The 10,645-nt window shown below is 64.1% G+C and carries 9 protein-coding genes and 1 tRNA gene; 8 read left to right on the top strand and 2 right to left on the bottom strand.

Translation table 11 applies throughout. The features are described from left to right. Nucleotides 1-20: 20 nt before the first annotated feature. Complete coding sequence (locus VVS03_RS09995; RefSeq protein WP_284599337.1) at nucleotides 21-563, bottom strand: hypothetical protein; 543 nt, start codon at nucleotides 561-563, stop codon at nucleotides 21-23. Nucleotides 564-730: 167 nt separating this feature from the next. Here VVS03_RS09995 and VVS03_RS09990 point away from each other — a divergent pair, with 167 nt between their 5' ends. Beyond that, on the top strand, nucleotides 731-1,015 hold the full coding sequence (locus VVS03_RS09990; RefSeq protein WP_368534676.1) for a hypothetical protein: 285 nt from the start codon (nucleotides 731-733) through the stop codon (nucleotides 1,013-1,015). A 375-nt stretch (nucleotides 1,016-1,390) separates the two neighbouring features. Here the strand turns inward: VVS03_RS09990 and VVS03_RS09985 are convergent. Next, nucleotides 1,391-1,475 (bottom strand) — tRNA-Leu (locus tag VVS03_RS09985). 215 nt (nucleotides 1,476-1,690) lie between these two features. Between VVS03_RS09985 and VVS03_RS09980 the strand changes: the two genes are divergently transcribed. From VVS03_RS09980 to pknB, 7 genes are read left to right on the top strand one after another with little or no spacing between them, the layout of a single operon-like run. Then, nucleotides 1,691-2,509 (top strand): DUF3662 and FHA domain-containing protein, encoded by an 819-nt coding sequence (locus VVS03_RS09980; RefSeq protein WP_368521644.1) that lies wholly within the window; start codon nucleotides 1,691-1,693, stop codon nucleotides 2,507-2,509. 27 nt (nucleotides 2,510-2,536) lie between these two features. After that, nucleotides 2,537-2,998, top strand: a complete 462-nt coding sequence (locus VVS03_RS09975; protein ID WP_290223960.1) for an FHA domain-containing protein — start codon at nucleotides 2,537-2,539, stop codon at nucleotides 2,996-2,998. Next, nucleotides 2,998-4,407, top strand: coding sequence for a PP2C family serine/threonine-protein phosphatase (locus VVS03_RS09970; RefSeq protein WP_368521643.1), 1,410 nt, complete (start codon nucleotides 2,998-3,000; stop codon nucleotides 4,405-4,407). The genes VVS03_RS09975 and VVS03_RS09970 overlap by 1 nt, the downstream gene beginning before the upstream one ends. Then, the gene (locus VVS03_RS09965; protein ID WP_368521642.1) at nucleotides 4,408-5,757 is read left to right on the top strand and encodes an FtsW/RodA/SpoVE family cell cycle protein; all 1,350 of its coding nucleotides are present in this window, start codon (nucleotides 4,408-4,410) and stop codon (nucleotides 5,755-5,757) included. Beyond that, nucleotides 5,754-7,205, top strand: a complete 1,452-nt coding sequence (locus VVS03_RS09960; RefSeq protein ID WP_368521641.1) for a penicillin-binding transpeptidase domain-containing protein — start codon at nucleotides 5,754-5,756, stop codon at nucleotides 7,203-7,205. The genes VVS03_RS09965 and VVS03_RS09960 overlap by 4 nt, the downstream gene beginning before the upstream one ends. Further along, the gene (locus tag VVS03_RS09955) at nucleotides 7,205-8,716 is read left to right on the top strand and encodes a serine/threonine-protein kinase (protein ID WP_368521640.1); all 1,512 of its coding nucleotides are present in this window, start codon (nucleotides 7,205-7,207) and stop codon (nucleotides 8,714-8,716) included. The genes VVS03_RS09960 and VVS03_RS09955 overlap by 1 nt, the downstream gene beginning before the upstream one ends. Continuing rightward, nucleotides 8,706-10,634 (top strand): Stk1 family PASTA domain-containing Ser/Thr kinase, encoded by a 1,929-nt coding sequence (gene pknB / locus VVS03_RS09950; RefSeq protein ID WP_368521639.1) that lies wholly within the window; start codon nucleotides 8,706-8,708, stop codon nucleotides 10,632-10,634. The genes VVS03_RS09955 and pknB overlap by 11 nt, the downstream gene beginning before the upstream one ends. Nucleotides 10,635-10,645 lie beyond the last annotated feature (11 nt).

Raw genomic sequence — 10,645 nt, 5'->3', positions numbered from 1 at the left:
TTGATATGAGATTAACTTGTTCAGCCTGTGCGTTCCTCCACAGCAATGAAGAGCCCGTCAGCAATTCTCCGAGTATAAGTGGATTGCGAGGGCAATGGTGGTTCTTTGGAGATGATGTAGGCACCACCTTGCCCTACAATGTCAACTGAAAAGACACGATAGCCCACTATCAGCATAGATGGGTTAATTAATATTAAAGATGTGCGATAGAGAAGAGCAACCATGAGTGCAGCAAATCCTGCATAGGCCGCGACTAAGGAAGCGCTCATCTGTTCTGATAAAAACAGGAAAGGGAAGATGAAAGTAATCAAGTATGTAGGGATTTGAGAACTTTCATCTTTAACATTAGAGACCACGAATTCCTGCTTCCCTGCCTTACGTCGTGAAAATAGCACTAGTGGCGTGAGCAGGAAAGTTACTACGCCGACGACGAGTAACAGCACCGCCAGCATCCACTGAGCATCAAAAAGCCGCAACCCTGCGATGATGAATACTGGAGCAAGCGATGAGACGAAGAGGAAGAGTCGGGTTTTGGGCGACTCTTGGTAGCGAGCCACTGTCATACATTCATTCTAGATGCTCCTCTTAACACCCGAGACGATTGCGATTCCCTCACCGCAATCTAAGTATCTACTCTTCTGCTTCGCTCCCTAGCTATAACGATTACAGACAGCAAAATTATTGAGATCAACAGCACCACGCGGGATCAATCGATATAGATCTTCGACCGGTGCCCCACATCCACCACGACGAACAAGACGCCACCGTCCAGAACACCGTAGAGGAAGAACAGCCAGTACCCGAGACCACAACAGAAGACGAAAGCACCGACAACACCCAAGGCGAAGACACCAGCGAGTTGAACGAGGGTGCGCGAGCAAGCCTCGGACTAGACGACGCACCGCACATCACCACTACCCACAGCAACAACCATGACAACGAGAAACAAGCCCCCACCGACGAACTTCTAGACTCAGCCACCAGACTCAAAGAACGGCTGGAAGGCGCTCAATAAAAGGAAACTCCCCTAGTGCTTCTCGTCGTTGGAAGCATTAGGGGAGAAGCCACCTGCGGGGGTGTGGCTTTTTATTTTCCTTCCGTCCGACTGTGCGCTGCGGACACCCAAAACCATACCGCCTTGAAGTGCCCCAGGTTTTGTTCCGTTTGATGAAACCCGTTTTGAAACAACGTACGAAGCACAACCCACGCCGATGCCAAGGCTTCTGCAACATCTACAACCCCATCGAACTCACGGCAGCGGGATGTGCACCCTCAATCCCCGCACGTTCAATCCTCGGCCCTCAAAAACCGGAAAACGAAAGAAACCGGAGGTAACATTCCCTTTCGAGTTTGTTACTTCCGGTGGTGCAGTTTGTTCAACTGCTCGCTGTGCCCGGGGCGGGACTTGAACCCGCACGTCCTATAAGGACACTGGCACCTGAAGCCAGCGCGTCTGCCAATTCCGCCACCCGGGCTGGGTATTGTCTGTCTTGGCGACTAGATAAAGATAGCACGGCATACCCACATACTTACAAATCCGCAGCTAGTGCACGGGAAAATGAGTGAGATCTACGCATCAATTGTGGGAACTTTTCGGGCTCCGGCTACGTTTTAGTGCTATACGCGGCCTATAATGGTTGAGGTTTATTACCAGAGCCGAATACATCCACGTTTGAAGGAGGACCGCAGCATGGCACTCATGGAAAAGCTTGCCAAGTTTGACTCTGCCCTGCAGCGCGGACTGGACAACGGGATGGCCTTCGTCTTCGGCGGCCGCGTTGTGCCCGCCGAGATTGAAGAGCTGCTCAAGCAGGAGGCCCAAGACAACCTCACGCGCGGCGAGGACGACAACCTCTACAGCCCCAATGTGGTGCTCGTGGGGGTCAGTTCCAAGGACCTGGAAAACCTCTCGCAGGATCCGCACATCCCGCAGAACCTGGCCGACCAGCTGTCGCGGTTCATCCGCAACAGCGGCTGGGGTCTGGCGGGACCCGTCATCGTTCGCATCGCCGAAGAATCCGGACTCCGCACCGGCCAGTTGCGGGTTTCTTCGTTCATTGACCATGAGCCCGAGGAAGAAACCGGGTTCGACGCCATTTTCCACGAAACCGAAACCCAGGAGAACCAGATGAACAGTAATTCTGCTGACGAGGCCGCCACGACGACCTTTATCCGCCCCGAGCCCGAGGACGCGGAACCCGCTGCCAGCGGTCCGAGCGTGAATCTTCTCCTCCAGGACGGCTCTTCGCGGACCTACCACATCCACGAGGGATCCAATATCATTGGACGTTCCAACGATGCCGACTTGCGCCTGCCGGACACCGGGGTCTCCCGCCAGCACGCCGAGATCACCTGGAACGGCCAGGACGCAGTCTTGGTGGACCTCCAGTCCACCAACGGCACCACGGTCAATGACACGCCCATCGAGAACTGGCTGCTGGCCGACGGCGACGTCATCACCCTGGGGCATTCGCACATCGAGGTGCGAATCACCGGGCTGGACAATTAAACCCCAATAATTTTTAGGAGGTCACCGATGGATTCATTCGTGCTACTCGCGCTGCGAATCGGCCTGTTGGTCTTACTGTGGCTGTTTATCCTGGTGGCCTTGAATGCCATGCGGCTGGATGCCAACAAGGCGGCCCGCACCGGCGGAAGTAGCGTCGGCCCCGTCGCCGCGGTGCGCCGGAAGGACCGCAAAGAAAAGCCGCGCCACATCACCGTGGCCGAAGGCCCGCTGCAGGGCTCCCACATGGCGCTGGGCACCCTGGAGGACATCACGCTGGGGCGCGCGCAGGACTGCGACTTCGTCCTAGGCGACGACTTCGCCTCCTCCCACCACGCGCGCCTATTCCGTCGCGGTTCCCAGTGGTTCGTGGAAGACCTCGAGTCCCGCAACGGCACCTTCGTCGCGGGAACGCGCATCGACCAGGCAGAACGCATCGAAGTGGGAACGGATATTAAGATGGGTCGCACTATCGTAAGGCTGGTTGCCTAATGCTGAAACTACATTTCACCGCCGCTTCGGACCGCGGCTTGGTCCGCAAGAACAACGAAGACTCGGCCTACGCCGGGCCTTATCTTTTAGTCCTGGCGGACGGGATGGGCGGTCACGCCGCCGGCGAGGTCGCCTCCCAGCTCATGGTCGAGCACCTGGAGCACCTCAACCGCGACCCAGAAGACAACGACATGCTGGCGCTTTTGGGCGGCGCCGCTAACGACGCCAACGCGTCGATCGCCAACCACATCAAGGACCACCCCGAGACCGAGGGCATGGGCACCACCCTGACGGCCATGATGTTCAACGGCACCCAGTTCGGCGTCTGCCACGTGGGCGACTCGCGCGGCTACCGCCTGCGCGACGGGAAGCTGACCCAGATCACCAAGGACGACACCTTCGTGCAGTCCCTGGTGGACGAGGGCAAGCTCGATCCGAGCGACGTGTCCTCCCACCCGCAGAAGTCGCTCATCCTCAAGGCATATACCGGCCGCGCGGTGGAACCGACGCTGTTCATGCTGGACGCGCAGCCCGGCGACCGGCTGCTGCTGTGCTCCGACGGGCTCTCGGATCCCGTCACGGCCTCCACCATCGAGGACGCCCTCAAGCAGGGCACCGTGGAAGAAGCCGCCCAGCGGCTGATCGAACTCGCGCTGCGCTCCGGCGGGCCGGACAACGTCACCATGGTCATCGCCGAGGTCGTCGAAAGCGACGAGGCGCCGGCCGAGCCGGTGGCGGTGGGTGCTTTGGCCGGGGATACCCCGGAGCCGACCCACCCGGATTCGGCGGCTAGCCGCGCGGCGGCCCTGGAGCGTCGCCCCCAGGTCATCGAGCCGCACACGAACAAAGCCGCGGGCCAGCCGCGCGAGACCTCCGCGCCGGCCCGCCTGGTCACCGAGGAAGAAGCCGCGGACGAGGAGCCCGATCGCCGCCGCAAGAGCTCCCGCGGCACCTGGATCGCCACCACGGTCGTCTTGGCCGTGCTGATCGCCGCCATCGCCGGCGTCGGCGTCTGGGGCAAAAACTACCTGGACAACAACTACTACGTCACCACCGCCGGGGCGAACGAGGAGATCCGGCTCGAGCGCGGCGCCGACTTCTCGGTCTTCGGGAAGGACCTGCACGAGACCTACCAGGTCGCCTGCCTCGGCAAGGACGGCGCGCTGCGCCTGAGCAACGGCTCCTGCGACGCCGGGTTCAGCCCGCTCAAGGTCGAAGACCTGCCGGCCACCGAGCGCGGCGTGGCCCACAACCTGGATTCCGGCAGCTACGACGAGGTCCAAGGCCAGCTGACCCGGCTGGCCGATAACGCCCTGCCGGTCTGCCGCGATAAGGCGGACAACCAAGATGACAAGAAGGACAATGGCTTCCGGCGCGAGCCGGGCGTGAACTGCCGGGAGGTGAACTAGATGCTGAAGCAATTTGTCGGGCGCACCACTGAGCTGTGGCTGCTGGTAGCGGCCACAGTGGTCTTCGCGATCACGCTGGTGAGCCTCGAGCTGTCCCAGGGCAATATCTTGTCCGTGGACGTGCTCTACCTCATCGGCGGCTTCATCGGGGTCTTCGCCGTCGCCCACTGGGCGCTGTGCCTGCTGGCCCCGCACTCCGACCAGATCATGCTGCCGGTCACGGCGGTGCTCAACGGCATCGGCCTCATCATGATCCAGCGCCTGGATCTGGCCTTGGGCCGCGACCTGGCCGTGCGGCAGGTGATGTGGACCATCGCCGGCCTCATTTTGTTCATCGCGGTGCTGGCCATCGTGCGCGATCACCGCTCGCTGACCCGCTTTTCCTACCTGCTGGGTCTGGTCGGCCTCGTCCTGCTGGCGCTGCCGCTGGTCTGGCCGCAGCCGGCGCAGGCCGACGCGCGCATCTGGATGAAGATCGGGCCGTTTTCCATCCAGCCGGGTGAGTTTTCCAAGATTCTCCTGCTGCTCTTCTTCGCCATGCTGCTGGTCCAGAAGCGCTCGCTGTTCACGGTGGCGGGCTACCGCTTCCTGGGCCTGTCGCTGCCGCGCCTGCGCGACCTCGCGCCCATCCTGGTGGTCTGGGGCATCGCGATCGTCATCATGGGCGTGTCGAACGACTTCGGCCCGGCCCTGCTGCTGTTCTCCACGGTGCTGGGCATGCTCTACATGGCCACGGGGCGCGTGTCCTGGCTGGCCATCGGGGTGGTGCTCGTGGCCATCGGCGGCTTCGGGATCGCGCAGATTTCCACCAAAATCCAGGATCGCTTCTCCAACTTCCTGGACCCGCTGGGCAACTACGACAGCAACGGCTTCCAGCTGTCCCAGGCGCTGTTCGGCATGTCCTCCGGCGGGATCACCGGCTCCGGCCTCGGCCAGGGCTACCCGGACATCATTCCGGTGGTCTTTTCCGACTTCATCATGGCCGGCATCGGCGAGGAATTCGGCCTGATCGGCCTCGCCGGGATCCTGATCCTGTTCGCGCTGCTGGCCTCCCGCGGTTTTCGCACCGCTCTCAGCGTCAAGGACTCCTACGGCAAGCTGGTAGCGGCCGGCCTGTCTCTGACCCTGGTCATCCAGGTCTTCGTCGTGGTCGGCGGCATCTCCGCACTGCTGCCGATGACCGGCCTGACCACACCGTTCATGTCGGCCGGCGGTTCCTCGCTGATGGCTAACTACATCCTGTTGGCGCTGCTGCTGCGGATCTCGAATTCCGCCAACCGCCCGGCCGAGAAGGCCCAGGCCGACGCCGGCACGTCCTTGTTCCCCGCCGTTTCGGAGGCTCAGCGATGAATAAGACCATTCGCTTTACCGCTATCTTCTCCCTGATCTTGACCGCCATCCTGCTGGTCAACCTCACGGTGGTGCAAGCCTTCAGCGAGGACAAATACGCCAAGAACCCAAAGAATATGCGGGAGTTCTACCAGCTGCAGACCATCGCCCGCGGGCAGATCTACGCGGGCAACACCGTACTAGCGCAGTCCGTCCCGGACGGCAACGGCGACGGCGGGGAGGACAAGACCTACTCGCGCATCTACCCGACCCAGTCCCCCGCCTTCGGTCCGGTGACCGGGTACCTGTCCTCCCAGTTCGGCGCGTCCCAGCTAGAGTCCTCGCAGAACGAGATCCTCAACGGCACCGATGATTCGCTGCTGAAGCAGAACTGGCTGGACAAGCTGACCGGCGAGCAGCCGGACGGCGCCAACGTCGAGGTCACCATCGATCCGCAGCTCCAGCAGCTGGCCTACGATCAGCTGGTGGCCCCGGGCTACCAAGGCTCGGCGGTCGCGCTGCAGCCGTCCACCGGGCGCGTGCTGGCGATGTCCTCCTCGCCGAGCTTCGACGCGAACTCCGTGGTCGGAGATCCCAACGCGGAGGAGAACTGGGCCGCGCTGCAGGAGGCCGACGGCGCTCCCCTGCTCAACCACGCCACACAGGAGACGCTGCCGCCAGGCTCCATCTTCAAGATCATCACGACCGCCGCCGGTCTCAACAACGGCTTCACGCCGTCGTCGACTCTGACCGGCGCGGCCTCGATCACGCTGCCAAACACCACGACCCAGCTGACCAACTACGACAAACAGGCCTGCGGCGGCGCGGACTCGGTGACGCTGCAGACGGCTTTCGCCCTGTCTTGCAACACGGCCTTCGTCGAGATGAGCGAGGGCATCGGCGCCGACGAGCTGCGCAAATACGCCGAGGCCTTCGGCGTGGGCGAAAACTATGACCTCGGGGTGGACACCTCCCCGGGCAACCTGGGCGAGCTGCCGGATGCGGCCGCCACCGCCCAGTCGGTCATCGGCCAGCGCGACGTGACCATGTCCGCCCTGCAGGCCGCCATCATGGCCGGCACCGTAGCCAACGAGGGCAAGCGCATGGAGCCGCGCCTCATCAAGCGGATCACGGATTCGCAGATGCAGGAGGTCCGCGAGATCAAGCCGAAGGATGCCACCGAGGCGATTACCCCGGAGACGGCCGCGATCTTGCGGGATCTGATGTTCGCCTCCGAGCGAGCCACGTCCGGCTACGACGGCAATTCCTTTGCTTCCAAGACCGGTACCGCTGAGCATGGCGATGGATTGCCCCCGCATACGTGGTATGTTGCATTCGATCCGGACCGCGATATTGCCGTGGCCGTGGTGGTCAAGGACGGCGGCAACCTGGGCCAGTCCGCCACGGGCGGCCAGGTGGCCGCACCGATCGGGCGCGCCATGCTTCAGGCCTACGGAGGGGAGCAGTAATGAACCACGCCGATAACCAAGAACGCTTCCAGGCGCTCATCGGTGATGATTACCGCCTGCAGTGGGTCATCGGGCACGGCGGCATGTCCACCGTGTGGCTGGCGGACGACGTCCGCAACGACCGCGAGGTCGCCATCAAGATCCTGCGCCCGGAGTTCTCCGACAACAACGAGTTCCTCTCCCGCTTCCGCAACGAGGCCGAAGCGGCCGAGTCCATCGATTCCGCCAACGTCGTGGCCACCTACGACTACCGCGAGATCGATGATCCGGTGGGCACGACCTTCTGCTTCATCGCCATGGAATACGTCCGCGGCGAGTCCCTGGCCGACATGCTGGCCCGCGAGGGTTCCCTGCCGGAGGAGATGGCGCTCGACGTGATGGAGCAGGCCGCCCACGGCCTGTCCATTATTCACCGCATGGGCCTGGTGCACCGCGACATCAAGCCCGGCAACCTGCTGATCACCCAGAACGGCCGGGTCAAGATCACCGACTTCGGCATCGCCAAGGCCGCCGCGGCGGTCCCGCTGACCCGCACCGGCATGGTGGTGGGCACCGCGCAGTACGTCTCCCCCGAGCAGGCACAGGGCCGCGAGGTCTCCCCCGCCTCCGATGTCTACTCGCTGGGCGTGGTCGGCTACGAGATGCTGGCGGGCCACCGCCCGTTCACCGGGGATTCCTCGGTCTCCGTGGCGTTGGCGCACATCAGCCAGGCACCGGAGCCGCTGTCGACGAATATTTCCGCGCCGGTGCGCGAGCTGGTGGGCATCGCCCTGCGCAAGGACCAGCACACCCGCTACGCCGACGGCAACGAGCTGGCCAACGCCGTCTCCGCCGTGCGGCTGGGCAAGCGCCCGCCGCAGCCGCAATCCGCGGCCGTGGCCCCGATTGCCACCGAGCCTTCGCCGACGGCCTCGACCCAGATGCTGGGCGATACCGCCAACCCGACCACGGTGCGCCCGGCCCCGGCCCCGGTCGCGGACACGCGCGACAAGCACCTGGCCCAGGAAAAGGCCCGCGAAAACAAGCGGGCCCGGAAGGACAAGAAGAAGGGCTCGGCGGGGGCGAACTTCGGCATCGGCCTGCTCATCGCCCTGATCGTCGTCGCGCTGGTCGGCGGCGGATTCCTGCTGGCCCAGCAGCTGGCCGGCAACCGCGGTTCCAGCGAACCCACCAGCACGCCGCCGTCGGTCGTGACCGAATGGGTGGAGCCGTCCACGGAGGAAGCCGCGACCGTCACCGAGACGGAGGTCGAGGAGCCCGAAACCTCCCGGACCGAGGAGCCGGAGCCGGAGACCCGCGAGCGCACGGAAACGCCCACGCCGCGTCCGACCACGCACCGCGAGCAGCCGACCACGCAACAGGACACCCCGACGCCCGAGCTGCCGGAGATGACGGAGGCCCCGTCGCTGCCGACGGAGGAGCTGGAAGAAAACATCGAGGACCTATTCAATAACTCGCCGCAGGCGTCTGATTACACCAACCAAGGGGGTGGAACCACCAATGCTGGGTGATCGTTACGAACGCGGTGAACTCATCGGTTCCGGTGGTATGTCCGAGGTCTACGCGGCCCAGGACACCATGCTGGGCCGCGAGGTGGCCATCAAGATGCTGCGCCCGGAGATGGCGCACGACACCAATTTCCGCGAGCGCTTCCGCCGCGAGGCGCAGAACTCGGGCCGTCTCAACCACCCGAATATCGTCGCCGTCTTCGACACCGGCGAGGTCGAGGACAACGCCCTGACCATCCCGTACATCGTCATGGAGCTGGTCCACGGGCGCACCCTGCGCGACATCTTCCGCGCGGACGGGCCCATGGCCCCGGAGCAGGCCGCGGAGATCCTGACCCCGGTCGCGGATGCCCTGCAGGCCTCCCACGAGGCCGGCATCATCCACCGCGACGTGAAGCCCGCGAACATCATGCTGACCAACACGGGTCAGGTGAAGGTGATGGACTTCGGCATCGCCCGCGCGCTGGACGACTCCACCTCCGCCATGACGCAGACCTCCGCGGTGATCGGCACCGCGCAGTACCTTTCGCCCGAGCAGGCGCGCGGCAAGGCTGCCGATGCCCGCTCCGACGTCTACGCCCTGGGCTGCGTCATGTACGAGGCCGTCACCGGCCGCACCCCGTTCGAGGGCGAGACCCCGTTTTCCGTGGCCTACCAGCACGTGCAGGAAGATCCCATTCCGCCGTCGGAATACCTGGATGATTTCATCACGCCGACCGGGCGCGTGAATGTGGACGCGGTCATCCTCACCGCGATGGCCAAGCACCCGGCGGATCGCTACCAGTCGGCCCACGAGATGGCCGAGGACCTGCGCCGCCTGGCCCACGGCAACGTCACCCAGGCGGCCCGCGCGCACGTCGAGCCCGAGGCCGAAGCGCCGGCCGCCTCCCACCGCGCGCCGGTGGCCGATACCCGGCCGGCTTCCCACGCCGCGGAGGAAGAGGAGGGCACCAGCGCCTGGATCAAGTGGCTCACGGCTCTGCTGGCGCTGCTGCTTATCGGCGCTATTGGCTATTTCGCCTGGGACTACCTGAAGCCTTCGGAGGCCCCGGACGAGCCCGCGCAGACCGCGGAGATGGTCGAGGTGCCGGAGGTGGAAAACCGTCCGCGCGCCGAGGTCGTCCAGGAGCTCGAAGAGCTGGGCCTGCAGGTCTCGGTCAACGAGGAAGCCCACCCGGAGATTGAACGCGACCACGTCATCCGCGTGAACCCGGGCCCCGGTTCCCAGTTGCAGAAGAACGCGACCGTGACGCTGACGGTCTCCTCCGGTAAGGAGATCACCGACGTCCCGGAGGTGACCGGCTTGGATCTGGAGTCGGCCTCCCGCGCGCTCGACGAGGCCGGTTTGACCCTGTCCGATGACATCACCGAGGAAGACTCCGAGGACGTCCCGGCGGGCCAGATCATCTCGCAGTCGCCGGCCCCCGGTTCCCAGCTGTCCAAGGGCTCGAAGGTCAAGGTAACCGTCTCCCAGGGGGTCAAGCAGGTGCGCATCCCGCGCCTGACCGGCATGGACTGGGGCGACGCCCGCCAGACCCTGGACTCCCTGGACGTCGAGCCGCAGCTCGAGCTGGTCGACTCCGAGGAACCGGAAAACCGCGTCCTCGAGGTCCAGAGCGAGGGCCGGGAGGTCGACGCCGGTAGCACCGTGGTGGTGCGCGTGTCCAACGGCATGCTCATGACCGCGCCGGAGCTGACCCGCAAGACCGAGGACGAGGCCGTCGAAGCCCTGCGCGAGGCCGGCTGGGAAGGCAACGCCCAGGACCTGCGCGTCGGCCCGCCGATCGGAACTGGGGCCGCCGTGGACTCCGGCAAGATCGGCTGGGCCTCCGTTTCCGCCGGGGACACCATCCGCAAGGACACCAAGGTAGAAGTCCGTTATTGGGAGTTCAACCTGGAAACCCTCGTCACGGGCCGCTAGCCGTAGCGCTG

Source organism: Corynebacterium sp. LK2537 (genome assembly GCF_040946485.1).
Classification (GTDB): domain Bacteria; phylum Actinomycetota; class Actinomycetes; order Mycobacteriales; family Mycobacteriaceae; genus Corynebacterium.
Note: the sequence above shows the minus strand (reverse complement) of the source record. Positions and strands in the feature narration are given on the sequence as shown.

Coding starts and splice junctions, on each gene's coding strand:
- VVS03_RS09995 (WP_284599337.1), bottom strand. CDS start 563: ATGACAGTGGCTCGCTACCAAGAGTCGCCCAAAACCCGACTCTTCCTC.
- VVS03_RS09955 (WP_368521640.1), top strand. CDS start 7,205: ATGAACCACGCCGATAACCAAGAACGCTTCCAGGCGCTCATCGGTGAT.
- VVS03_RS09960 (WP_368521641.1), top strand. CDS start 5,754: ATGAATAAGACCATTCGCTTTACCGCTATCTTCTCCCTGATCTTGACC.
- VVS03_RS09975 (WP_290223960.1), top strand. CDS start 2,537: ATGGATTCATTCGTGCTACTCGCGCTGCGAATCGGCCTGTTGGTCTTA.
- VVS03_RS09980 (WP_368521644.1), top strand. CDS start 1,691: ATGGCACTCATGGAAAAGCTTGCCAAGTTTGACTCTGCCCTGCAGCGC.
- pknB (WP_368521639.1), top strand. CDS start 8,706: ATGCTGGGTGATCGTTACGAACGCGGTGAACTCATCGGTTCCGGTGGT.
- VVS03_RS09965 (WP_368521642.1), top strand. CDS start 4,408: ATGCTGAAGCAATTTGTCGGGCGCACCACTGAGCTGTGGCTGCTGGTA.
- VVS03_RS09970 (WP_368521643.1), top strand. CDS start 2,998: ATGCTGAAACTACATTTCACCGCCGCTTCGGACCGCGGCTTGGTCCGC.